Genomic DNA, 25,962 nt, shown 5'->3' on the forward strand with positions numbered 1-25,962 from the left:
ATGACGATTCAGACTAACCAGCTTTGTAAAACCTATAATCCTGATTCGGATTTTCCGGTTCATGCCGTAAAAAGCCTTGACTTGGCTATTGAACAAGGAGAGTTTGTTGCCGTGATGGGGCCGTCGGGCTCTGGCAAGACGACCTTGCTCAATATGTTGGGAGGCATTGATACACCAACCTCGGGTGAGGTACGTATTGATGACTGCGACATCTGCGAGTTGAAAGAGAAGGAGTTGATCGCATTTCGTCGTGATCATATCGGCTTTATCTTTCAGGATTACAGCCTGCTGCCGGTACTGACTGCATTGGAGAATGTCGAGTTCGTGATGCAACTGCAAGGCCATAGCGAAAAGGAGTGCCGACAGCGAGCCAGTGCGTTGCTGAAGCAGGTTGGCCTTACTGATCAGCAACATAAAATTCCAGCCAAGTTATCCGGTGGCCAACAGCAGCGGGTTGCGGTGGCAAGGGCTCTGGCGCCAAGGCCACGCTTTGTGATGGCTGACGAGCCGACAGCCAACCTCGATGCGCAAAGTACCGCCGAGCTGCTCGATATCATGCAGCAGCTAAACGAGAAAGAAGGGACGACGTTTATCTTTTCGACCCATGATCCCCGGGTGATTAAGCGGGCACGGCGGGTCATCGTGTTTGAAGACGGGGAGCTGAAAGAGGATCGTCGCCAGTGAAGAGATTTTGCATGCTTGCCGCTGTCGTCAGTGTATCCGTTATGGCACAAGTTCCAGGTTTAGAGCCGGAGCAAGACTGGGACTTGAACGGTTATCTTAAATATATGGCTACAGCGACTTTTCCTGATGGTCAAAGCAGCAGTCTGGATCATCTTGTTCACCAACGATTTAATTTTGAATATCGTTTCAACAGTGATGTCCGCTTTAATGTCGGGATGCGTAACCGTCTGTTGTTCGGTGATACCGCTGAAACTCCGGGGTTCGGTCAACTGGTGGGTTTTGACCCTGGCTATATGGATTTGTCGACCAACTGGTTGGACAAAAGGGGTGTTGTCGGCACCACGCAGCTAGATCGCCTTTATCTTACGTGGCAGCATCAAGACTGGCAGTTGCAAACCGGCCGCTTTCGGGTTAACTGGGGAATGACAACCCTTTGGAATCCCAACGATATCTTTAACTCCTATTCTATTTATGATTTTGATTACGAAGAACGATCCGGATCTGATGCTGTAATGATCAGCCGCAAGCTGGGTTTTGCCAGCACGGTAGACGTCATCTATAGCCCAAGCCAAGATAGTGAGCTTGAAAGCTATGCCGGTCGATATATGTTCAACCGACAAGGTTGGGATATGCAGTTATTGGTGGGCAAGTCAGGTCTGGATGATGTGATAGGGGCAGGTTTTGCCGGGGATATACAAGGCGCAGGGATCCGCGGTGAAGTGAGCTGGTTCGATCCTGTTCGTGATGGATGGCAGGGGGAGAGTCTGGAATCGTCATCTGTCGCCAGCGTGGAAGCTGACTATAGCTTTGGCGGTAAACATAACTGGATGACACGGGGGGCGATACTCCATATCTCCAATCCGAAAGAGCCCCTAAATGCCTTGTTATTTCTCAACCTGCCGCTGACAGCCCGCACATTGAGTTTTACCAAACTGAGCTGGTATGCCGATGCCGGTTTTGATATTTCATCGTTGAGTCGAATGACTTTCTCTGCCACCTATTACGATGATGGCTCGTTCTTTATCGGGGCGAACAATACTTATTCGTTGGCGGATGACTGGCAGATGCTGACTGTTATCCAGCGTTTTGACGGTAGCAGTGATAGCCTGTTCGGGCAAACGGCAAATACGCAGCTGTTCTGGCAGATGAGATGGAGCTTCTAGGTATTAGTAACAAGGGGCAAGTGACTAGGAACGGGAAGTTGAGGTCGAGTAACGAGCTTTCAAGTGCTCGTTACTCGTATGTAACTTAGGCGATATTATGACTCTGACCACCGGCATCCCTGAGCCAGTTATGGAGATGGGTTTGTAGATCACCCAGCTGATCGGGGCCGATAATTGCCAGCCCCAGATCCTGAGCACGAACTAGGTCATGGTGACGCAGCGGACGGAAGCTAACCAGCATCGCCCGTGCTTGTAGGCCGCCAAGTAGATCACGCAGTGATTCCAGCTTGTATAAGGTGTCATCACCGTCGTCACGCATGCCTTTGGTTTTGCACTCGATGATATGTAGCTTGTTATTCACCACAGTGGCAACATCTAGCTCGTTTCGAACTTCTCGTTCACCAATCTTCCGGTAGACCTGTACACCCAGAGAATGATCTTGAATGGTGGGTAATTCATTCTGGATTGCACGTACTGTGCTGTGTACCAGATTCTCTAACCATTCACCATTGGCAAAGCGACGGGCCTCTTCGTGCTTGAAGGTCAGGATGCCATTTCTGTAAGTCGCCAGACCGGTGTCATCCAAATCGGCCAGTAACATCCCGAGTTCTTTATAGCCTTGCTGTTTTTCACTCAGTGCGACGTCTAGCTTCTGCTCTTTGCGACAGGTCGTAGCGAGGTAGTTTAGGGTGGCAAGGCCAGGTCCCAGCTCCAGTGCTGAACTTGCCCAGCGTTGACCCAGTTCCCACAGTTGATCGTTTAATGTTTCCGGAACTGTCGTTTCTGGCAGCTCACAGCGAGCGCCGAAAATGGTCAAGTAGTCGGTTAGCTGAATCCTGTCCTCTACCTGCTGTTGCTCACGGTCTGTTGGATATAGCCAGCACATCTCGTCACTGAAAGGTTCTATCACATAGATTGGCCAGTGGTAGGTGCGGAAAACTTCATAGGCAGAAAGCAGGCGGTGACGAAGGCCGCAGCTAGCGTTGAACCAAATTTCAGATTGCTGATCTTTGAGTTTGGCGGCAAGCTCATTAAGACGGCGGCGGATACAGGTGATATTGATGGAGTCTGGAATGGTAAAGAATTCGGCTTGAATATTACGCGGAGCCAGAATGGAGGCCAGACGGTCATACTGTTCCCGTTGTGATTCGGTGCCGATAAAAATCATGTTATCAGCAGGAATACCGTGGTCGAGTAAAGGGGTAATCAGTCTTACAGGGTCCTGATCGATAATGCCAACGTGAGTAATCATAATTATCCTTATGCTTTTACTCGTGTGGGCATATTAAAAAGGAGGAAGCAAAAGAACAGGCCAACACGACTTTTAGCAATTTATAGCTTTAATGTTCAGTTCAATATCAAACTAAACAAATACTGTTCATTTGATATCAGATATGGGGACGGAACATAATTAATTCAAGTAAATGCCGTCACAGTGTGCAATTTATCCGATTTTTCTTCAGGGAATGTCTGCTTACTGTAAGTATTTGTCATTAATCACTACTTTGTCATTTTTTCATTGTTTTGCTAGCTGAAAGTATATATTTGTCGCTAGCAGGAAGGATTTTTAGATGATGGCGAGGAAAATGATTGAAATCCTGAGCATGTCAGTGACAATAGGGAGGATTGTATTTGCTTGTATTAATTATGACTCAGAAGCTCACTATTCTCGATATTGCAAAATTGTCCGGGGTTGGAAAATCCACGGTATCCCGTGTTCTTACCAATGATCCCAAGGTAAAACCTGAAACCCGTGAAAAGGTTGAACAGGTGATCCGGGATTCAGGTTATGTGCCCTCCAAATCGGCACAGGCCATGCGAGGCGGTAGTGCCAAAGTGGTGGGGATCATTCTTTCTCGTCTGGACTCGCCATCGGAAAATAAGGCGGTAAGTGGGATCTTGGAAGTGATCTATCAGGCTGGCTATGATGCCGTGATCATGGAAAGCCAGTTTAGTACCGAGAAAACCAACGAGCATCTTGCGGTATTGCAAAAGCGCAATGTTGACGGGGTGATTGTATTCGGCTTTTCTGGTTGTGATTTAACGGCGATAGAATCCCTCAAGCACAAAGCGGTCGTGATAGCTGTGGATACTGATAGGATTTCATCGGTCGGTTATGACAACCACGGCATTATCGAGTTGGCGATGAATCACTTTTTGCACCAGGGCAAACGATTTGTCAGTTATGTCGGCGTAGATCCGAGTGATAAAACAACGGGCCTGATGCGTTTGAATGCTTACAAAGAGTGTTGTCAGCAAGCCGGCATCGAGCCTTGCTACCAGACGGGACAGCTTAGTCATGAGAGTGCCTATCAGCTGACTGATGATGTGGTGCAACCGGAAACCCAAGCTATTGTCTGTGCCAGTGATACCTTGGCAATGGGCGTAGCCAAGCGCCTTCAGGAACTGGGGCGCAGTGATATCCAGGTTTCTGGTGTCGGTGCCACCGATCTTCTTTCCTTCATTTTCCCCAATACCTTCAGTATTGATCCGGGCTACTTCAAGGCGGGGCATGCCTCTGCTAACTTGTTGATCAAGCAGCTTTCCGGACAGCAGACAATAACCCATTTAACCCAACAGGCAAGTCTATAGCTAACAATCTACACTCGTTTTATAGATGAGCTCCGTTTAATTAGTAACCTGAATGTGTGAACTGATTCACGCAATGGGAATGTTCCCATTTCAATTTTGAGTGGGGTTTGCCATTATTTGTATCGAGCAGTGGGAACATTCCCATTGCGGGATAACAATAACGACATTCCCTATCAAATATAAACATGGACATCGGCATGAGTAAGATTAATCGACAGCAAATCGAGCGTCTGGTGGAACTAATCGGTGGCAGTGACAACATTGCCAGCGTTAGCCACTGTCTGACCCGACTGCGTTTTGTTCTTAGCGATACTGACAAGGCTAACGTCAAGGCAATTGAAGAAATCCCAATGGTGAAGGGGTGTTTCACCAATGCGGGTCAATTTCAGGTAGTGATCGGTACGGAAGTAGACGAGGTTTATAAAGCTTTAAATGAGATGACGGGTAGTGCCGGCGCCAGTAAGGAAGAGGCAAAAGTAGCCGCTCGACAGAATATGAGTTTGCTGGAGCGTGGAATTTCACATCTTGCCGAAATTTTTGTTCCTTTGCTGCCAGCAATTATTACCGGTGGTTTGATCCTCGGTTTCCGTAATGTCATCGGCGACATTCGGATGTTTGACGGTCAGACACTGACCGAAATTAGCCAGTTTTGGGCCACAGTGCATTCTTTCCTGTGGTTGATTGGTGAAGCTATATTCTTCTTCTTGCCGGTTGGCGTCTGTTGGTCGACGGTGAAGAAGCTGGGCGGTACGCCAATTTTGGGTATCGTGCTGGGTGTTACTCTGGTATCACCGCAGTTAATGAATGCCTATCTCATCGGGCAGCAAGTGCCCGAAAGCTGGGACTTCGGCCTGTTCGTGATAGAAAAAGTCGGCTATCAGGCCCAGGTGATCCCAGCGATGTTGGCCGGTATTGCGCTTGCACTGATTGAGACCAATCTGAAGCGTATTATTCCTGCTTATCTGTACTTGGTTATCGTACCGTTTGTTTCCATCATTCTGTCGGTGATCCTTGCTCATGCACTTATCGGCCCATTTGGTCGTATGCTGGGTGATGCTGTTGGTTATGCTGCGAAAGTTGCAATGACGGGTGACTTCGCGATTCTTGGCGCGATGGTGTTCGGCTTCCTGTATGCACCACTGGTTATTACAGGTGTCCATCACACAACCAATGCGATTGACCTTCAGTTGATGCAAGACATGGGCGGCACGCCAATCTGGCCTCTGATTGCGCTGTCTAATATTGCTCAGGCATCAGCTGTTATCGGGATTATCTGGATCAGCAAGAAGAATAACGAGCGCGAGATATCGGTACCGGCTGCAATCTCTGCCTATCTGGGTGTTACAGAGCCAGCGATGTACGGTATTAACCTCAAGTACAAGTTCCCAATGCTTAGCGCCATGATTGGTTCTGCCACTGCCGCTGCAATCTGTGGTAGCGCTGGAGTGATGGCAAATGGTATCGGGGTAGGCGGTCTGCCGGGCATCCTGTCTATCCAGCCACAGTACTGGACAGCGTATCTGGTCGCCATGTTGGTAGCTGTGGTTGTACCCATTGCCCTGACTCTGATTATGTACAAGCGTGCACAGGCAAAAGGCGAAATCGAACAATCTCCTCAAACTGTTTAATAGCAGTTATTCCTACCGAGTTAATTAACTGGCTGCTGGTATCGACCGGCAGCCACATCAAATTTCAATAAAAGATCAGGCTAGATACGATGAAAGAGCAATTTGAATGGTGGCGCACGGCGACTATTTACCAAATTTACCCTAAGAGCTTTTGTGACAGCGGAAGTCAGGGTACGGGTGATATTCAAGGGATTATCTCAAAGCTCGATTATCTGAAAACATTGGGTGTGGATGCAATTTGGCTTACGCCGGTTTACAGTTCGCCAATGATCGATAATGGCTACGACATATCTGATTATTATAATATCAATCCTGACTTTGGCGCCATGGCAGATTTTGACAAGCTGCTTGAGCAAGCTCATCAGCGTGGTATTCGAATTGTGATGGATATCGTGGTTAACCATACCTCGACTGAACATGCATGGTTCCAGTCGGCGTTGGGAGATAAAAACAGCCCTTATCGTGATTACTATATCTGGAAAGATCCGGTTGATGGCGGCGCGCCGACTAACTGGCAGTCCAAATTTGGCGGCAATGCCTGGGAGCTTGATGAAGCGACGGGCCAGTATTACCTCCACCTGTTTGCCAAAGAACAAGCCGACCTGAACTGGGAAAACCCGCAGGTACGCCGGGAAGTGAAAGACGTGATTAGTTTCTGGGCAGAAAAAGGCGTTGATGGTTTCCGTCTGGATGTTATCAACCTGATTTCCAAGCAGCAGGACTTTTCTAATGACTGTCTGGGTGATGGCCGCCGCTTTTATACTGATGGCCCTCGGGTTCATGAATACCTTCAGGAAATCAGTGACGAGGTGTTCCAAAAATACGGCTCGGTTACCGTCGGCGAAATGTCATCTACAACCCTGGAGCATTGCCAGCAATACTCGTCGGTTGACGGGAAAGAGCTGTCGATGGTGTTTAATTTCCATCACCTGAAAGTCGATTATTCAAATGGCGAAAAATGGACCAAGGCACCGTTTGATTTCCTTCAGCTAAAAGAGATTTTTAATCACTGGCAGCAAGGGCTCAATGGCAAAGGCTGGGGGGCACTGTTCTGGTGTAACCATGATCAGCCTCGGATTGTCAGCCGTCTGGGTAATGATCAGCAATACCGCGTCGAGTCGGCAAAAATGCTGGCAGCATCAGTTCATATGATGCAGGGCACGCCGTATGTATATCAGGGTGAAGAAATTGGCATGACCAACCCGGGCTATACATCAATTGAACAGTATCGTGATGTCGAGAGTACCAATATGTACGACATCATGGTGAATGAGCTCGGTGTGAGCAAACAGGATATGCTGGCAATTTTGGCCCAGAAATCCCGTGATAACTCTCGTACTCCAATGCAGTGGAATAGCAGCCAATACGCAGGTTTTTCGGCAGGTAAGCCGTGGCTGGATGTGGCCGGGAATTACCCTGAGATCAATGCGGAAAAAGCCGTCGCCGATGACAATTCTGTTTTCCATTTTTACCGCCGACTAATTGAACTGCGAAAGGAAATCGAAGTGATCACGACCGGTGATTACAGCGATATGATGCCGGAACATAAGAACATTTTCTGCTACAAGCGTGAGTCTCAGTCTCAGGTGCTGATCTGTATTAATAACTACTATGGCGAAGTGGTTGAGTGCTTCTTGCCTAAGTCCATAGACCTTGATCAGGGTGAATTTGTGCTGTCTAACTATGCAGGCGTAACCGAGCAAAGTCCGTCACACTGTTTTGCTCTGCAACCTTATGAAACCCGAGTATTGCTGATCAATCGATGATAGCAGCAAGCAGTGTCGACAGGGATTAGGTAATGAATGCTGAAGCAATGACTTGGCTTAATAAGCCAAAACAATTTTTGGTGGAAAGCGGCGAGCTGACAATCGTCACCGAACCGGAAACGGACTTTTGGCAGCGTAGCTATTATGGTTTTCAGAATGAAAATGCCCCGGCACTGCTGGATACTATCGATGAAAACTTTACCCTGTCGGTAAGGGTACGTTGTGCTTATAAAGCCCGCTTGGATCAGGCGGGGATAGTTATTTACCTCAACAAGGATAACTGGTTCAAGGCATCGGTTGAGTATGAAAATCCACATTTGGCGAGGCTTAGTAGTGTTGTTACCAACTTCGGTTATTCAGACTGGGCGAGTACGGATATTGCCTCTATCAGTGAAGTTTGGTTTCGGCTCAGTCGCCGGGGGCCGGATTTCCTGATTGAATCTTCGGTAGATGGCAAACACTATAGCGAGATGCGAGTATTTCACCTCCATTTGCTGGGGGAAACGACTCGGGAAATGGGGCGGGTGGATCCCCCGCCACCGGCCTCATCGCCTGTCAGTGTCGGCTATTATGCGTGTAGTCCGCTCGATTCAAGTTTTGAAGCTCGGTTTGATGAGGTTCAATTGGGGCTATGCAGTTGGACTGCTCCTAAGATGTGATCGCTGTATAAACAGTCTGCATAAAAAACGGTAAAACAAAAAAGAGCGCCATCGGCGCTCTTTTTGATCTAATTAGGTGTTCTTTTTATAAGAGAGTATTGGCTAGGGTGTCGGAAGTTGTGAGGCCAACAGCCAGATAGCCAAGACAAAGAATACCAATCCCATGAATTTATGCTGGTTGGTTCTGAACTTTTCGTTTTTCAATAAAGGCTGTCCCAAGCTACCGACCATAGTAACCAAAAATAGGTTAAACAGTAGCCCGAGTACATTCAGCAGCAGGCCGAGTACCAGCATTTGTTCACCCGACGAGGCAGTAGCCTGAGTCGAGACAAACTGCGGCAAGAAAAGGACGAAGAAAATGAGTGCCTTGGGGTTTAGTAAGTTACTGATCACTGCACGGCGATACAATGTTTTTGCCAGACCTGACGCCTGCTCGACATCCGGTGCATCTGCCGGGCTGGTGCGCATGCAATCCCAACCCATCTTCAGTAGGTAAGCGCCACCTAGCAGGCGAAGAACCTGTAGCGCGATTGGGTTCATGGCTATAAGGGCCGAAACACCCATTGCAGCAAGAATGGTCAGTACCACACCAGAGGTTGCATTGCCTAGGCTGGCGAATACGCCCACTTTTTTGCCGTAGCTCAGGCTAGAGCTGGCAATCAATAACATATCCGGCCCGGGGATCAGTAACAGGGCAATGACCGCTGTCAGGTATACCGGTAATACGGTGAAATCTATCATTTTCAAAATGCTGTTCAGAAAGAAGGGCTGGATTCTACCCCTAAACTCAGTCGAAATGAATATTTAGAGGTAATAAATTGGTCGATATTTCCACAGTGGTTTGAGTTGGTGGTTTTTTGTACTTTTGGCTGTTGTGTGAACCTTAAACTTCAGTTTTAAAGTCTCTGGTAATATGGCCTGATTACGCTTCGTTAGTTTATGGCTATTGATAATCAATTGTTGGTAGTTATTGTTTTTGTTTAAGTTTGCTAGCTGTGAGCTAATCCGCAAAAAAATCTGTCGTGGCAATAATCACCTTGTTGAGAAATTGATAGTTGCATATTATGTCTTGATAGTTGGGCTTTATCTATCGAGGTTTGTCTATTAATGTCTGCGTTCATTAATGCCCTGTTGTCTTACCCTGTTGTTGTCTTTTCAGTTCCTTTCTGTCTTTTCTTTGGATTGATGCTCATTGACCTGATTTTTGATTTGTCCGACGGCAGCCTCGGTGATGCTGATGGTGTTGATCTGGATTCGGGGTGGTCGGCTAAATTATTGCTGCCGCCGATTGTTTCTCAGGTTCCCTTGCCTGTTGCGCTGACGGTAAGCAGTTTTGTTGCAATGGTACTCACTTACTATCTTGAGCAGTATTTATTTAGTCTGCTTGGTGGTGCTGCCTTTTATGCTGTTACGGTTCCGGCACTTTTTGTCATCTATTACCTTTCTCTTCATATTTCTGCTTTTGCCCTGAAGCCGCTTGGTCCGGTTTTTAATGCCAAGAATGCGTATGCCAAAATGAGCTACGAAGGGATGAGGGCGAGTGTCCGGAGCAACCAGATTTCCGCCGAACATGGTGAAGTTGTGATCCGTCAGGATGGCAACGAAATTCAGTTGGATGCCTACATAGAGGAAGAGGGTGATATCCAGTATGGCGACGAAGTCGTCATTGTCTCGAAACATCCGAGCCTAGATAAATACCTAGTCGCCAAGATTTAATTTTTATGTTCTTAGCCTCTTGCCTACCAAACATAACGTTAGCCTGATCCCGTAGGTTAACGAACCACATTATTCTATTTAGTTTACAAAGGAGTTGTCCGATGGTTTTGTCTCCAAGCATGATATTTATTCTTGCTGGTATTGGAATCGTATTGGTTATTTTATTGTTCCTAACCTCACGCTATCGCAAAGTCCGTAATGAAGGTGAAGCCTTGATCATTAACGGTGTTGATCGTACCCGCGCATCTCTGACCGGTACGTTTGTCTGGCCGGTTGTCAATCGCGGGGAGTATATGGATATAACTCGTAAGAAGATTTCGGTGATCCGTAGCGGACGAAAAGATCAGGAAGGCGAAGAATATGAGGGCTTGCATTGCAAAGATAATATTCGCGCCGATTTAAAAGTGGACTTCTATATTGGCGTTAACCATGAAGAAGACGACATTATTCGGGTTGCCAAGTTATTTACTACCATCGGCGCGTCAAACCCTGAACGTTTGAAAGATCATTTCCAGCCTAAGTTTTCCGAAGCATTGAAGACGGCGGTCAAGCAGTTTGGATTTGAAGAGCTGTTAACCAACCGCCGAGCTTTCCGTGACGCGGTTGTGACGGTGATTGGCAGCGAAATGGACGGCTTCAAAATTTATGACGTCGTGATCGACAAGGTCGATCAGACGGCGTTGGAAGCCCATGATCCGAATAATATTCTGGATGTTGAAGGGATCCGTAAGATCTCGTCAATCACGTCGGTGAAAAATACCGAAACCAATGCGATCCGCCAGGATGAGCAAACCTCGATCAAAAAGAAAAATGTTGAAGCAGAAGCAAACCGCCTCCAGCTCGACAAGCAGGAAAAAGAGAGCATTGCCCGTACCCAGCGTGAAGTTGATATTATCAAAGCGCAGGAACATGCTCTGGCTGAAGAAAAGCGTCAGGAATATGAGCGTGTTACTCGTCTGGCTCAGTTAGAAACCGAAGAAGAAGTGTCGAAGAGAAAAGAAACAGTCGACATGGAAGTAGAGATGACCCGAATTGCCAACCAGCGTCAGGTTGCCATTCAGCAGGAAGAGCTGAGCCGGGCCGTTGAAACGGAAAAAGTGAGAACGGCAGCGGAAGTTGCGCAAAAAGAGATGGATAAAGAGACGACCGTTGAAGAGGCGATGAAGTCCGTGGCGGAAACTCGTTCCCAGCGTGTTGAGATTGAACGAAAGATTGCTCGCGAGGAAGAAGAAACCGAGAACCTGCGTGCCACAGAGCAAGTCAATCGCCAGAAGAAAGTCCGGATGATTGAGGCCGAGGCAGAAGCCGAAGCCAAGCAGCTTGAACTGCTGGTGGCTGCGAAGGCTGAGAAAGAAGCCGCCAAAGAGAAAGCCGATAAACGACTGATTGAAAACGAAGCGGAAATCAAGATCCGTACTCGAGATGCTGAAAACGAGCTGGCAGTGAAGACCCGGATTGCTGAAGCCGAGTACGCTGTGCAGACCAAGCAGGCGGAAGCCGATTTCGTCAAACAAGATCGCGAGGCTGCTGCCAAAGAGCGTATGGCGCAGGCTGAAAAGGAACAGATCAGTGCGACTGGCCTGGCAGAGGTCGAGGTTGATCGTGAACGCGCTGTTGCCATCAAGGAAACAGGCGAAGCCGAGGCATTTGCCTTGCAGTCGGCCGGTGAAGCGGAGGCAGAAGCGCTGCGTGCCAAAGGCTTGGCGGAAGCCGAAGCCCAGACAGCCCGTTTTGAGGCTGCGCGTCAGTACGACGATCAGACCCGTGAACACGATAAGTGGGTGATGCAGCTCCAACAGCAGAAAGATCTGGAGATTGCCCGTATTACTGCTCAGCAGGAAGTTTCTTCCGAGAGTGCGAAAGCTTTGGCACAGGCATTGGCTGCAGCTGATATCAAGCTGTTCGGTGGCGAAGGTATGGAACAAATCCGTCGTACTGTGATTGATTCGGCAGCGCTGGATAATCGCTTTAAGGAATCTGAAGTACTGTCGCCGTTGGTTAACGAGTACATGAACGGTAATCGCAGCCTGCCACAGGATCTGAAAGACATTCTTGAAAATACGGATCTCAAATCTAACGATATCAGCAATATAGCAATTGCCAGCTTGCTGAATTCGGCTAAAAGTCCAGCAGATTTGATATCGACTCTGAAAGAGAAATTATCAGGTGATGCTGATAGCTCGCTTGATAGTTAACTGACAGAATTACCCCTTGTGCTACTGGCATAAGGGGTTTTCAAGGATTGAGTAAAGTGACAGAAACAACGACTGATAATGCAATTGATAAAGCGGTTGGTGAAGCTGGGGCTTATGAGGTTCTCAAGTCCCGGCTTTCTCAACAGGGCGAAACGTTAAAATCACTGGCGCAGACGTTTAACAATAAACGCCAGGATACATTTGGCGGAAGTGAGTTCTCGCTTACCGGCAAAGCCAATGTTCAGACCGATACCCGCAGTATTCCGGTTGATATGGCTCAGGTTAATGGTCAGCTGCTATTTGGCTACCAAGTCTTTATGGGACTGAAAACAGCACCGGCACTGAATGATGTGTTTGGCCTGTATACCCTGTCAGAGAATGACGGTACGTTCCGAATGGAGCCGGTAGGCATTGAACACTCCTTTCTAAGCGATCCCCAGTTTAGCCACGAATTTACCGAGCTTTTTACCTATTACAAAGATGCCCGGTTGTCGCAAATCTCCCGCCACGAAAATATCTTGTATCTGGCGTTTCAGATCGGGATGCGTGCCGAGGATCGCAAGGTCTTCCGGTTTGAAATCGGCAAAAATGCGGTGCGCTATCTGGATGCACAGGGTCAACGTGCACTAGCCTCGGCTCAGCAGCATGATTTTGAATGGGTGATGACTACCCGCGACGACCATATTAGCGGCGAACACCCGCATGTTTCGATCAAAGACCGCCTGTTTGTCGAGTGTGTCGGCGGCGATCTGACCATCAAGGTAGAAAACAATACCGAGCAGGGGCAGGGGATTTATGATGAGCCGGTTGATGATGCCTATCAAACGATTGCTGATGCCGAAATCGCCTATGCCGAAGTTGGCGATCTGATCCTACTGAAAATGTTGCCGAACCGGGAAAAAGAATACCGTTACTTTATTTTTAACTCGTTGAACCTGCAGGTTGTCAGAGCGGATGCCATCGGTATAAGTGCCAAGGCACTGCCGGAAAACCACGGTATTTTGTATTCTCACGGTTATGTATTGGCAAATGGTGAGAGTAAGCACTTTGAAGAATCTTGGCAGGGTTTACACTTTTTCAAGAAGGTTACATCGCCGAACGGTGAAGATATTCTCTACTTCTTCTTTGATGTCGAGAAAGGTTCCTACGTTATTTATACCTACAACCTGATTGAAAAGGCGTTTTCAGCGCCGATGCACAGCCATGGCTATAGTTTGTACCCCGATGGCCGGATGCTGATGTTTCGGGTTTCCGAAAATGCCGAAGCGGCAACTATCCATCCGTTGCGGATTTGGCAGACCCCGTTTACCGATATAGAAAATTATACCCAGACAAGCCGAGAAGGCGCAGATCCGTTTCTGGTTAATCTCGGCAATGCCGAGTTGGTCCGGGCGCTTTCCTCGTTATTGTCAATTTGCCAGCTGGCACAAAGCGAGGAAGTCAGCCAGACAGCCTATGAAGCTTTGCTTAAAACTTGCCAGACAACATTGGATACCTATGACTGGCTCAATAATGCTACGGCCATCGGACTTGGCGATGCAGTAAGTCAGCTGATGGCAACGGCTGATCTCATTATTGACGAGTTTGCCAAGGTCCGTCAGCTCCAGCAGCATGCCGAAGCAGCAATGGAACAACAGCAGAATAGAGTTACCGAGTTGATTGGTAGCCTGAAGCTGGCTCCTCGTGATGAAGCCAATACGCTGTTAAGCCTGTTAGCCCAGTTGAAAGCGGAAGTGGGCAATGTGATGGCATTGCGTGAACACCGCTACATGGGGGAACATCAGATCACCGAGCTGCAGGATCTGCTCGATCATCATCGACAGGATCTGAACAAGGTCTTGCTGGATCTACTGCAAGATGAAAAAGCCTACCGTCCGTATAAACAAGATATTGCCTCAATCGATGATCAGTTACTAACCGCCGAGAAAACCACCGAGTTGGCGGTATTGCAGCAACGTGTTGATACCGTTCGTCATGATTTGGCATTGGTGACGGAAGAAGTCGCTGATATTGATACCGATGATCCGACGCAGTCGACCCGTATCCTCGATTTGACTACCGAGGTGACCGCAAAGCTGAACGCGACCTCGGCTCGGCTTAAACAAAAGCATCATGCGCTGCGGGGCGGAGAGGCAAAAGCGGAGTTCAGCTCCCAGTTCAAACTGCTGGCTCAGTCAGTCAACAGCGCGATGGAGCAGGCACAAAGCCCTGAACAGTGTGATGAACAACTGGCAAAACTTATCGGCCAGCTGGAAAAGCTGGAATCCCGTTTTGCTGATTTTGATGAGTTTTTGGCTGAGATCTACACCAAGCGTGATGAAATCCAGTCGACACTGGAAGGCCACAAGCAGCAACTGATCACCGCGCAGCAGCGCCGGGTACAGAACCTGAATCAAGCGGCGAATGTGACCTTTAAAAGTATAGAGAAGCGGGTAGCCCGTTTTGATGATGTTGCGGCACTTAACAGCTTCTTTGCTACAGACAACATGGTTCAGAAGCTGCACCAATTGTCTCAGTCTATTCGTGATTTAGGCGATAGTGTCAAGGCCGATGCGATCGACAGCCGCCTCAAGGCCGCGCAGGATCAGGCATTGCGCTCGCTACGTGACAATCAGGATATTTTCGAGCAGGGCGGCAAAGTGCTGCGGCTCGGCAAACACAGGTTTAGCGTTAACCAGCAGGCGTTGGATCTCAGCTTGGTCGAACATGCCAATATCCTGAGTTTGCATATCTCGGGCACAGACTATTACGAATCCGTCACCGATCAGGCGTTTCTGGATTTGCAGTCGATGGCTAAACTGGATGTGGCGTCGGAAACTGACACTGTCTATCGCGCGGAATACTTAGCCTACAGCGTGCTCAAAGCTGCCCAGCAGCAACAAGATGATTTATCAATCGAGGGATTGCTTCAGGCGTTGAAAGACAATGTCTTGCTCAAGTTGATCCAAACTTATGCTGCACCGCGTTATCGCGAAGGCTATGTCAAAGGTGTTCATGACCATGATGCCGAGAAGATATTGCACGCGCTGCTACCTTGCTATGAGCAGGCCGGTTTGCTCCGCTTTGATCAGGCGTCAAGAGCCAATGCAATGCTGTGGCTGGTGGCGACAACCGACGAGGACGTCGAACAATGGCGCAAACAGGCTCGTAATGCCTTGTTGATGAAACAGCACCTGTCATCGGTTGCCGCATTCGATGCTCTCAAAGAAGCGTTGATTGAACAGCTACCGCAGCATGTTCCTTGCGATCCTGAACGTAGTACCGACTATGCGATTCGCCTGTTAGGACAACCTGTATTGCAGGCTGATGTGAGCCGAGATGCGATCGAGCTTTGTGATGTATATTTGGCGTTTCGCCGAAGTTTAGGTTGGTTGCCTGAATCTGGGGGTGATATTGCGGAATTTGCTGATCACTACCAATGGCTCTCTGCCTATAGCGAGCACCAGCAGCAAGGTCAGGCATTCGTTACAGAGGCGGCCGCGTTGGCAACAATTCGCGACAATAGCCGAGTAATGCTGAGTCCGGTTGATTTCTCCTTGCAGCTTAAAGTCATCTCTTTGCTGGGTGAACATAATCGGGTACAAGAAGGTACGTTAACGATCACTTTGGATGAATTTCTTCAGCGTTGTCAGCACCATGATAGCCATACAATTCCTCAGTATGATGCATACTTGAAACAGCGGGCTACATTGTTGGATCAAGCCAAGCAGACCATTCGCCTGAGCGAGTTTAACCCACGTCCACTGACGTCATTTGTTCGTAACAAGCTTATTAGTGATAGTTACTTGCCGCTAATTGGCGATAACTTGGCAAAACAGATGGGGGCAATGGGAGGCAACAAGCGAACCGATTTAATGGGAATGCTGTTGCTGATTTCGCCGCCGGGTTACGGTAAAACGACATTGATCGAGTATGTTGCCCACAAGCTCGGCTTGGTCTTCATGAAGATCAATGGTCCGTCGATCGGCCATGAGGTGACCTCGCTCGATCCGCAGGATGCGCCGGATCAGAATGCGGCCCGTGAGGTTGAGAAGATCAACCTGGCCTTCGAGATGGGCAACAATGTCTTGCTGTATCTTGATGATATTCAGCATACCAATCCTGAGTTCTTGCAGAAGTTCATCTCGCTGTGCGATGGCACACGACGGGTCGAAGGTAGCTGGAAGGGTGAAACCAAAACCTATGACATGCGCGGCAAGAAGTTTGCTGTCGTCATGGCGGGTAATCCATATACCGAATCGGGTGATGTCTTCAAAATCCCAGATATGTTGGCAAACCGTGCCGATATTTATAACTTGGGCGATATGCTTTCAGACCAAAAAGCGGTCTTTGAGCTGTCCTTCATCGAAAACTCGCTGACGTCCAATCCGATTCTGGCGCCATTGGCTACACGGGATCTCAATGACTTGTACCGCATGATAGCGATGGCGAAAGGGGAGAATATTGCCCTGAGTGATCTTAGCCATCCTTATTCATCGACCGAGGCCAACGAGATTGTTGCCACCCTCGACAAGCTTTTGAAAGTACAGCAAACCGTATTGAAGGTGAACCAGCAGTACATTGCCTCGGCAGCGATGGCGGATGAATATCGGGTCGAGCCTCCGTTCAAGCTTCAGGGTTCCTACCGGAACATGAACAAGCTGGGCGAGAAAATTTCGCCAGTTATGACTGATGAAGAGTTACAGACTTTACTTCAGGATCATTATCAGGGCGAAGCGCAGACGCTAACCGCCGGAACGGAAGAAAACTTACTCAAGTTGGCAGAACTCCGCAGTGATATGACTGATGAGCAGCAGCATCGCTGGCAGCTTATCAAGGATGGATACCACCGCCGTCAGCAGATGGGAGATTCTGAAGATCGCGCCGGACAGATGGTCCAGCAGATGGTGGCATTGAACCAGAGTGTGACTAAAGTGGCGCAGTCCCTGTTACAAGACCAACAGGCCCAGACTCGTTTGAATAAGGAGATCGACGATGACAAAGTTTGATATCCAGACTCTGCTGATTCAGAGTTTTGAAGACTACAAACTGGATAACTCGGAACGCCGTGCGCTGGCTGATACGCTGGCGACAGCCGAGCTCAAGATTGATGACTTGTCGTACCTGCGTAATCAGAGTTTCAGTCTGGTTCAGCAGGTAGTTCGGGAATCTGGTGATGCTCAGCAGGCGTTAAAATGGCTAGAGCAGGTGATCAAGCAACTGGATAAGGCACGGGGAGGCGACTGCGAGGTATTGGCAGAATCTTGGTTCTCGCCGGGTAATAGCTGCCTGAACGGTATCAAGCACCAGCTGAAAAGTGCTGCGAAATCGGTAGATATCTGCGTATTTACCATCGCCGATGATCATCTTACCGAGGCTATTCTAGCTACCCATAAGCGTGGCGTTAAAGTCAGGATCATTACCGATAATGACAAAATCAACGATGTTGGCAGCGACATCGACTATCTGGCTCGTCAGGGCGTAGAAGTAAAACTCGATAATACCCGCTACCACATGCACCATAAATTTGCCTTGTTTGACAACGAGCGTTTGATTAACGGCAGTTTCAACTGGACGCGCAGTGCCTCGCAGTTCAATTCGGAGGATCTTACTCTGACCGATGATAGCCGTCATGTTCAGGATTTTAGCCGCCATTTTGAGCAACTTTGGCTCTCTTTTCCTAACTACAGTATTTAAGGAATGTTATGACTCAGGAATCATCCAATGCAACCGAACTGCGGTTAAGTAGTAACGAACAGCAGCAGGCTGCTGAGTTGGCCGAGCAGCTAAATCCGTTTGATACTGTATCGACCTTGGTGTTCGGCAAAGAGGCATTGCAAAGTATTACGGCTTTCTCCGATCGGGTACTGGCCGACGTCAGGGCAAAGGATGCTGGTGATGCCGGTGATATTCTCCATGCCATGGTCACCAATATGAGCAGCTCTCAGTTTGACGATCTGGGCAAAGAAAGTTTCTTGTCTCGCTTGCCGTTAATTGGAGAGCTGTTTCAGTCGTTTGGCAAATTTGTCAAAGGCTTCGATACTGTAAAGGCCCAACTTGATGAGCTGGCAAAGCGGCTGGAAGCACAGGAAACCAAGCTGGCGCAGGATATTCAGCAGCTAGATGGGCTGTATGACGAAAACCTCGGCCTGTTGCAGCAACTGGATATTTATATCCATGCCGGAAATATCCGCTTAGAAAAGCTGAAGAACGAAGAGCTGGTTGCACTGAAAGAAAAAGCCGATGCCAGTAACGATGCACTAGACGGTCAGGCTTATCGGGATGCCCTGCAGGCAATGACGCGTCTTGAAAAGCGGGTTCACAACCTCAGCCTTGCCAGAATGGCGGCGATTCAGACTGCCCCGCAGATCCGCCTGTCGCAGGAAGGCAACAAGATGCTGATGGAAGATATCCAGGATATCATTCACAACACCTTGCCGCTGTGGAAGCGCCAGTTCCTGATTGCGATCTCCAACTTCGAGAAAGAAAAGGCGCTGAAAGTCACCCGCACGGTGAAAGACTATACCAACAAGCAGTATGTCCAAAACGCCGAGAAGCTAAAGGCGTTGGAAGAGCAGATTTCCGAAAACTACCAGCGCGGTATTTTGGATATCGAATCGCTGCAGACGGTTAATCAGCTCACCATCGATACCCTGAAAAATACCCTCGGCCACGTAAAAGAAGGCCGAATCAAACGCCAGCAGGCAGGCAAGGCATTGGCCCAAGCCGAACAAGATTTGAAATTTGCCCTGCAAGATACGTTCGAGGATATACCGGGGTAGGTTGCAACCTTCTGATAAAGCCGCGACTTAATTTCATGTAAGGTCGCGGCTTTATTTTTAGTCGAAGACAATAACCAGCTTGGATTCAGACAGTAAGCGAACCACTAATTTATAGTGTACGGCATGATTATTCGCACATTTATTTATGCGAGTGGGGTCTATTAATCTCAGTATCTGAACTAAATCTGTTTTGATTTGGGATGCACCAAGTGCCTAGTGTGAGAGTTAGTACTACTAAATACCTAGGTGAATTAGCTGTATATGACTTTTTCTACTGATAACTTAATTAGGTTAATTTATTTGTGTATTTATAAAGCTGAAGATAGATCACAGAAGATGGTCAATTCTTGCTCTATCATGTATTACAAGTTGCTGGTAAATGAATACAAGAATGACTAAATCGAAATCAACCTTGGCTATCAATCAGATTGTTTGTGACATATTGAAAGAAAATACTCCTGCAGGAGAGCATTTAAAAGGTGAAAATGAATTAGCACAATCATTAGGTGTTTCAAGAACTTCAGTACGAAGTGCTTTGCAGACTCTATCAAGCAAAGGACTAATAACGATCACGCCAAAAGTGGGCAGCATTGCAAATACGCCTGATCAATGGAATTGGTTGGATCACGATGTACTACGTTGGGTGACTGAATATAAAGCGTCTGACACTTTTATCCCGCATTTACTTGAAGTTCGCTTGATGGTGGAGCCAAATGCAGCGGCATTGGCAGCCTTAAACGCAACAGGGGATAACCTTGCCGCACTAGAGCGAAGCTACAACATGATGGCTTCAGGGGTGGAACATAATAATAGAGCACAGATCAACATTGGTGATATTGAGTTTCATAAGCAGCTTTTGCTGGCAACAAAGAATCCATTTTTGATTTCTCTAGGTGATGCCTTAACGACGACAATGGAAGTGTCTTTTTCCCGTACCCTAGAGAAAGATGTATTACTTAGTAAACCCGCGCTGGATGATCATTACTATGTGATGGATGCGGTGAGAATGCGTAAGCCTGAAGACGCACGAGAAAAGATGCGTGAAATTATCATGGGGGCCATCGCGAAAACGGTTAAAACCCTTAACGGTACTGATTTAATACGTTAGCCACAGAGTCATATTAATACGCTTGAACACTGCAAGGTGTTCCTTTTTTACATGAAACGCCTTGTATTACAAGATTGCTATTATAGTAACACATGGGGGCGAAATGAAAGCGAGTTGGATTGCAGTAGATTGGGGAACGACAAATTTTAGGGCGTTTTTAATGTCTGATGAGGGGGAGTGTCTAGATAAAATCCAACAAGCAAAGGGACTGTTATCTGTTAAGCAAGAACAGTTTCCTCAGGTGTTTGATGAGTTAATTAGTCGGTGGAGTAAAACTTATGGCCATTTACCCGTAATAATGGCAGGTATGGTTGGTTCTCAGCAGGGGTGGCGAGAAGTACCCTATGTTCATGCACCTGCATCGGCTAACGATTTAGCAAACCATATTCATAGTGTTGATCTTCTCTCTGGTAATAAAGCAAAAATAGTCTCTGGTGTTTGTTGCATTAATGATTTTGGTAACCCTGAAGTTATGCGAGGAGAAGAAATACAACTCATTGGCTTAAGCGAAATAATAAAAGGTGACTTCCACGCTATTCTATTTGGTACTCATAGTAAAAATGCTTATTGGCATAATGGGAAAATAGAAAGCTATTCGACCGTAATGACGGGGGAATTGTATTCTATTTTAGTTAACCACAGCATATTGGGTAAATCGCTTCCAGAACAGAAGTTTAATAAAGATACTTTTATCAAAGGTGTTGAAATAGGCGCTAAATATCCGTTGAATCATGTGCTATTTAGTGCAAGAACCTTCAAGTTATATGATGAAATTCATAACAGCAACATACATGCTTATATCTCTGGATTACTTATTGGGCATGAGTTTACTATATCAAATAGGTTGAATAAGTTATATTTAGTCGGTTCACAAAATTTAGCATCAAATTATGCGTTGGCATTAGAACACTTTAATATCGAGTTTGACGTTATTGATGGTGATGAATGCTTTTTGAAAGGCATGACAAAAATCTATAGCAAGGGCGAAATCAATGAATACTGAAGAGCTAAGAAATAATGCATGGTTTAAAGAGTTGCCATTAATAGCAATATTACGCGGTGTTGAACCAAGTGAGGTTTTAGATATTGCTAATGTCTTAATTGATAATGGATTTAGATTCATTGAAGTGCCATTAAATTCTCCCGATGCCGTATTAAGTATAAAAATGCTCGTAGAAGCCTACGGTGAGCAAGCAGTTATTGGTGCAGGCACTGTGACCAATATTGATAAATTAATGCCAGTGCTTGAAGCGGGAGCTCGATTAATTGTGACACCGAATATGAACCCTGAAGTGATTCGAGCAGCTCGTGCTCATAATTGTGTGGTGTTCTCAGGTGTACAAACCGCAACCGAAGCGTTTACCGCTGTAGATTGCGGTGTTACCGCATTGAAATTTTTCCCGGCAGAACTTATTCAGCCATTAGGGGTGAAGGCAATCAAATCAGTATTACCTCCTGAAATGATTTGCTGCCCTACTGGCGGTATAGAGGCAGATGCCGAGCAAATGAAGTCTTACGTTGATGTTGGCGTAGACGGCTTTGGCTTGGGGTCTGGCTTGTATAAGAAGGGCATAAAGCCCTCAGAGCTAAACGTACGCGCGAAGGCGTATCGTGACAGTTGGATGTCCATTTAATATACGAAAAGCAAAAGGTTACCTTATGAAACTAAGTAAAATTGCTGCTCTAGCTGCTGTACCCCTAATGGCAATGTCGTTACATGTTCAAGCAAAAACTATGCGTATTGGTATTGGGGTACCTGAATCTCACTTTGAATTTGCAGCAATGCAAAAGTTTGAGAAATACGTAGAAGACAATACCGATATATCAGTAACAATTTATCCGAGTAATCAGTTAGGTAATGATCAGGAAGCATTAGAGCAGATCAAATTTAATGCTGTTCAGATGAACTTACCATCACCAGCGGTACTTGGTAATATAGTAAAAGATTTCAATATATTAACCCTTCCTTTTATCTTTCCTAATGATGAGGTGGCCAATCAGGTTGTTGACGGAGAATGGGGACAAGAATTGTCTTCTAAGCTGGAGAAAGCCGGTTATGTTGGTTTAGGTTACGGTAACTTCGGTTTCCGCCATGTTACTAATAATGTACGCCCAATTAAAACGATTGCAGATATGGACGGCCTGAAACTGCGTACCATGCAGAATAAAGCGCACCTCGATGCTTTCCGTTCGTTAGGTGCAAACCCAACGCCAATGGCTTTCTCTGAACTGTTCTCATCACTTCAGCAGGGTGTTGTTGATGGTCAAGAAAATCCGTATACCAATATTTACTCGCAGCGTTTATACGAAGTACAAAAATACGTGTCTGATACGGGACATGTTTATTCTTGGGTTGTCTTTGTCGTCGGTAAAAAGTTCTACGATGACCTGACTGCCGATGAGCAAGCCACCATGCAGCAAGCTGCTCGTGTTGCCATTGATCACATGCGAGTGTCGGTTAAAGCTCAAGATGAGAAATCGCTGCAAGGTATGATTGATGCCGGTTTGGTTTACACCCCACTTTCACCGGAAGTAAAAGCAGAAATGCATGAGAAAGTCGCACCTGTTGTTCAAAAATATGCCGATAGAATTAACCCTGACTTATATAAAAAGCTGACAGAAGAAGTCACTAAGTTACAGTAAATTATCGCGAAAGGGCTGTGCAATGCAGCCCTATAATTAAAATATGGTGCTGTTATGAATGATAAGAAAACTTCATTCTTAGACAATATTGAAGAGTACATAAGTACGTTTCTTTTTATTGCTCTAATTATTCTGTGCTTTTTGCAAATATTATTTAGATTTGTTTTTAATTTTTCTTTGTCGTGGACTGAAGAGTTATCCCGTTATGTGTTTATTGCGTTAGTTTATTTTTCAGCAAGTTTAGCTGTTGTTCGCGGTGCGCATGTTCGAGTTGAAGTAATTGATGGGTTTGTAAAAGGTAGAAATAAAAAAATATTAGATTCAATTATTGATTTATCTTTTGCCGGTTTTATGGTTTGGGTTGGTTACTATGGTTTGGAATTATCGGTTGATGCATTAGCGATAGAACAAACAACACCTGCACTTGAATGGCAAGCTGGGTGGGTATACGCAATTATTCCATTTACCTTTTATTTAATAGCATTGAGATTAGTTCAACGAGTATATCGAAGAGTAACAGGTAAACTCGAACAAGAATATGCGCTAAGTGAAGCTGAAGAAGCCTTACAAAAAATTAAAGATGAGCGAGGAGACAAATAATGGACGTGTTTCTAATTACAATGTTTGTCTTTGTTGTATTACTTGCCGTTGGTATGCCCATAGCCATTAGTATTGGTATGTGTACCGCCTTTGCCTTGATGCTGGCTGATATTCCAATTTCGTTTATTGCTCAAATTGCTTTTACCTCTCTGGACTCATTTACATACCTTGCCATTCCGATGTTTATTATGGCTGGTTTTGTGATGGAGAAAGGTGGGCTTTCTAAGCGAATCGTTAACTTTGCTGCCAGTTTAGTTGGGCGAACGGCCGGTGGACTTGGTATTGTCACTGTGGTGGCATGTATGTTCTTCGCCGCTATTTCTGGTTCATCACCGGCCACTGTTGCAGCGATTGGCTCCATGATGGTGCCTTCGATGATAGAAAAGGGCTATAACCGCCACTTCGCGGGGGCGTTAACCGCATCGGCAGGTTCGCTTGGGATACTTATTCCACCGTCGATTCCGATGATCATTTACGCGGTCACTGCTGAAATTTCGATTGGTGATATGTTCTTGGCTGGTTTTATTCCGGGCGGAATGATTGGTTTCGGTTTGATCCTTGCTGTTTATTTAATTGCGAAGAAACGTGGTTATAAAGGTCAGGATGAAGATTTTTCTCTTTCAAAAGTGAAAGAGACGTTTCTTGAAGCCAAATGGGCATTGCTGACACCTGTCATCATTTTAGGGGGAATTTACTCCGGTATTTTCACTGCCACAGAAGCGGCTTGTATCACGGTTATTTACACCTTGATTGTGAGTTTCTTTATTCATAAAGAAATGACCTTTAAAGATTTAATACCAACAGTCTCACGGGCAGCGTTAACCACGGGTTGTGTCATTATCATCCTTGGTTTTGCGACCGCTTTTGCGCGTTATTTAACGATTAGTATGATCCCGCAAATGATCGGTGAGGCTATTTTACAGTTTACTGATAGCCCTACGCTTATTCTGTTGATCTTTGTTGCGTTAATCATGTTTACCGGCCTGTTTATCGAGACGGCGGCTCAAATCTTAATTTATACCCCCTTGTTCTTACCTATTTTGGTAGAGCTTGGTGTGAGCCCATTCCACTTCGGTATCATTCTGATTGTTGGCACTGAGTTGGCATTGATTACGCCGCCTGTCGGGGTGAATTTGTTTGTTGCTAAAGGGATTACCGGTTCGTCGATGGTTCAGCTGACCCGTGCTGTTATTCCATTTTTAATCAGTATGTTGCTTGTGCAAATAGCATTGGTGTTTATGCCTGGCGTTATTACTTTCCTACCCGATCTATTTAAGTAAGGCTGAATTATGAAGATTATTGGTTACGAAAAATTCATTGTTGCTCCACGCTGGGGTTTTCTGAAAATCATTACTGATGAAGGCATTGTAGGCTGGGGGGAGCCGAGCTTAGAAGGGCGCACTCATACGGTTCATACCTGTGTCGATGAGTTGATGGAATACATGATTGGTAAAGACCCGCGTGATATTGAATTGCATTGGAACTATTTATATCGCTCGACTTTTTACCGTGGTGGCCCTGTGATGATGAGCGCCTTATCAGGCATTGACCAAGCCCTGTGGGATATCAAAGGTAAAGCATTAGATGTACCGGCTTACCAACTGCTGGGGGGGAAATGTCGCGACAAAATACAGACTTATTCATGGATTGGTGGCGATAGGCCAGATGATGTCGTTCGCATGGCAAAGGAGCGTAAAGAGTTAGGCTTTAACGCCATCAAGATGAACGGCACCGAAGAGCTTAATTTTATTGATGATTTTAGCAAAGTTGATGCGTTGCTGGATCGTGTTCAAGGCTTGCGTGATGCGATGGGCAAAGACTTTGGCATCGGGATTGATTTTCATGGTCGGGTGCATAAAGCCATGGCGAAAATCATGATGAAAGAGTTGGAGCCGATGCGCCCTATGTTCGTGGAAGAGCCCGTGCTGGCTGATCACTTTGATTGTATTCATGAGATAGCGCAATACGGCGCTATCCCGATTGCGACAGGCGAGCGCCTTCATTCGCGCTGGGAGTTCAAAAAATTACTCGAACATGGTGGTGTCGATATTATTCAGCCCGATGTGTGTCATTGCGGTGGGCTGACTGAGCTTAAGAAGATTGCCTCCATGGCTGAAACCTATGATGTGGCTTTGGCGCCGCACTGTCCTTTAGGGGCGATTGCGCTGGCTTCTTCGGTTCACATTGATACCACTTGTCAGAACGCCATTATTCAAGAGCAAAGTATTGGTATTCACTACAACAAAGGCAACGATGTACTGGACTATATCAAGAACAAAGATGTTTTTGATTTTGACGATGGTTACTGTTTGAACCTTGAAGGACCGGGACTTGGCATTGAAATTGATGAAGAGTTCATGCGTGTTCAGCATGATAAGGCGCTGACTCAACCGAAATGGCGTAACCCACACTGGACCCACAAAGATGGTTCGTTTGCGGAGTGGTAA

General features: G+C 46.6%; 20 protein-coding genes. 18 read left to right on the top strand and 2 right to left on the bottom strand.

All coding sequences use genetic code 11. From position 1 onward, the window contains the following. Nucleotides 1-684 carry an ABC transporter ATP-binding protein gene (locus tag EDI28_RS01915; protein ID WP_128782147.1) on the top strand — a complete coding sequence of 228 codons (684 nt, stop codon included), beginning with the start codon at nucleotides 1-3 and terminating at the stop codon, nucleotides 682-684. 11 nt (nucleotides 685-695) lie between these two features. Further along, complete coding sequence (locus tag EDI28_RS01920; protein ID WP_128782951.1) at nucleotides 696-1,847, top strand: hypothetical protein; 1,152 nt, start codon at nucleotides 696-698, stop codon at nucleotides 1,845-1,847. Nucleotides 1,848-1,932: 85 nt separating this feature from the next. On the opposite strand, the gene EDI28_RS01925 is transcribed toward EDI28_RS01920, so the two are convergent. Further along, on the bottom strand, nucleotides 1,933-3,099 hold the full coding sequence (locus tag EDI28_RS01925; protein ID WP_128782148.1) for a Card1-like endonuclease domain-containing protein: 1,167 nt from the start codon (nucleotides 3,097-3,099) through the stop codon (nucleotides 1,933-1,935). 395 nt (nucleotides 3,100-3,494) lie between these two features. Between EDI28_RS01925 and treR the strand changes: the two genes are divergently transcribed. The 4 genes from treR (at nucleotide 3,495) to EDI28_RS01945 (ending at nucleotide 8,492) form a co-directional block, all read left to right on the top strand. Then, nucleotides 3,495-4,439 (top strand): trehalose operon repressor TreR, encoded by a 945-nt coding sequence (treR, locus tag EDI28_RS01930; protein WP_128782952.1) that lies wholly within the window; start codon nucleotides 3,495-3,497, stop codon nucleotides 4,437-4,439. Nucleotides 4,440-4,636: 197 nt separating this feature from the next. Beyond that, nucleotides 4,637-6,067, top strand: a complete 1,431-nt coding sequence (gene treB, locus EDI28_RS01935) for a PTS trehalose transporter subunit IIBC (protein WP_128782149.1) — start codon at nucleotides 4,637-4,639, stop codon at nucleotides 6,065-6,067. 89 nt (nucleotides 6,068-6,156) lie between these two features. After that, nucleotides 6,157-7,833 (top strand): alpha,alpha-phosphotrehalase, encoded by a 1,677-nt coding sequence (gene treC / locus EDI28_RS01940; protein WP_128782150.1) that lies wholly within the window; start codon nucleotides 6,157-6,159, stop codon nucleotides 7,831-7,833. A 32-nt stretch (nucleotides 7,834-7,865) separates the two neighbouring features. Then, nucleotides 7,866-8,492 (top strand): DUF1349 domain-containing protein, encoded by a 627-nt coding sequence (locus tag EDI28_RS01945; protein ID WP_128782151.1) that lies wholly within the window; start codon nucleotides 7,866-7,868, stop codon nucleotides 8,490-8,492. Nucleotides 8,493-8,594: 102 nt separating this feature from the next. On the opposite strand, the gene EDI28_RS01950 is transcribed toward EDI28_RS01945, so the two are convergent. Then, entirely contained in the window at nucleotides 8,595-9,233 is a 639-nt protein-coding gene (locus EDI28_RS01950; RefSeq protein ID WP_128782152.1) for a LysE family translocator, read from the bottom strand. Nucleotides 9,234-9,599: 366 nt separating this feature from the next. Between EDI28_RS01950 and EDI28_RS01955 the strand changes: the two genes are divergently transcribed. The 12 genes from EDI28_RS01955 to dgoD all read left to right on the top strand — a co-directional run bounded on the left by EDI28_RS01955 (nucleotide 9,600) and on the right by dgoD (nucleotide 25,962). Continuing rightward, nucleotides 9,600-10,208, top strand: a complete 609-nt coding sequence (locus EDI28_RS01955; RefSeq protein WP_128782153.1) for a DUF1449 domain-containing protein — start codon at nucleotides 9,600-9,602, stop codon at nucleotides 10,206-10,208. A 101-nt stretch (nucleotides 10,209-10,309) separates the two neighbouring features. Next, complete coding sequence (locus EDI28_RS01960) at nucleotides 10,310-12,403, top strand: flotillin family protein (RefSeq protein WP_128782154.1); 2,094 nt, start codon at nucleotides 10,310-10,312, stop codon at nucleotides 12,401-12,403. A 56-nt stretch (nucleotides 12,404-12,459) separates the two neighbouring features. After that, nucleotides 12,460-17,391, top strand: a complete 4,932-nt coding sequence (locus EDI28_RS01965) for a DNA repair ATPase (protein WP_233353247.1) — start codon at nucleotides 12,460-12,462, stop codon at nucleotides 17,389-17,391. Then, a complete protein-coding gene (locus EDI28_RS01970) occupies nucleotides 17,378-18,079 on the top strand; it encodes a phospholipase D-like domain-containing protein (RefSeq protein ID WP_128782155.1) in 702 nt (233 codons plus the stop codon). The genes EDI28_RS01965 and EDI28_RS01970 overlap by 14 nt, the downstream gene beginning before the upstream one ends. 8 nt (nucleotides 18,080-18,087) lie before the next feature. Next, nucleotides 18,088-19,164, top strand: coding sequence for a toxic anion resistance protein (locus EDI28_RS01975; RefSeq protein ID WP_128782156.1), 1,077 nt, complete (start codon nucleotides 18,088-18,090; stop codon nucleotides 19,162-19,164). A 391-nt stretch (nucleotides 19,165-19,555) separates the two neighbouring features. Beyond that, entirely contained in the window at nucleotides 19,556-20,272 is a 717-nt protein-coding gene (locus tag EDI28_RS01980; protein ID WP_128782157.1) for a FadR/GntR family transcriptional regulator, read from the top strand. Between the two features lie 103 nt (nucleotides 20,273-20,375). Beyond that, complete coding sequence (locus tag EDI28_RS01985; RefSeq protein WP_128782158.1) at nucleotides 20,376-21,275, top strand: 2-dehydro-3-deoxygalactonokinase; 900 nt, start codon at nucleotides 20,376-20,378, stop codon at nucleotides 21,273-21,275. Next, entirely contained in the window at nucleotides 21,265-21,906 is a 642-nt protein-coding gene (locus EDI28_RS01990) for a 2-dehydro-3-deoxy-6-phosphogalactonate aldolase (protein WP_128782159.1), read from the top strand. Before EDI28_RS01985 ends, EDI28_RS01990 begins: the two co-directional genes overlap by 11 nt. A gap of 25 nt (nucleotides 21,907-21,931) precedes the next feature. Then, entirely contained in the window at nucleotides 21,932-22,915 is a 984-nt protein-coding gene (locus EDI28_RS01995) for a TRAP transporter substrate-binding protein (protein WP_128782160.1), read from the top strand. Nucleotides 22,916-22,969: 54 nt separating this feature from the next. Beyond that, nucleotides 22,970-23,515 (top strand): TRAP transporter small permease, encoded by a 546-nt coding sequence (locus EDI28_RS02000; protein ID WP_128782161.1) that lies wholly within the window; start codon nucleotides 22,970-22,972, stop codon nucleotides 23,513-23,515. Then, nucleotides 23,515-24,795 carry a TRAP transporter large permease gene (locus tag EDI28_RS02005; RefSeq protein ID WP_128782162.1) on the top strand — a complete coding sequence of 427 codons (1,281 nt, stop codon included), beginning with the start codon at nucleotides 23,515-23,517 and terminating at the stop codon, nucleotides 24,793-24,795. Before EDI28_RS02000 ends, EDI28_RS02005 begins: the two co-directional genes overlap by 1 nt. Nucleotides 24,796-24,804: 9 nt before the next feature. Then, nucleotides 24,805-25,962, top strand: a complete 1,158-nt coding sequence (dgoD, locus tag EDI28_RS02010; protein ID WP_128782163.1) for a galactonate dehydratase — start codon at nucleotides 24,805-24,807, stop codon at nucleotides 25,960-25,962.

It is taken from the genome of Photobacterium chitinilyticum (assembly GCF_004104355.1).
Taxonomy (GTDB): Bacteria; Pseudomonadota; Gammaproteobacteria; order Enterobacterales; family Vibrionaceae; genus Photobacterium; species Photobacterium chitinilyticum.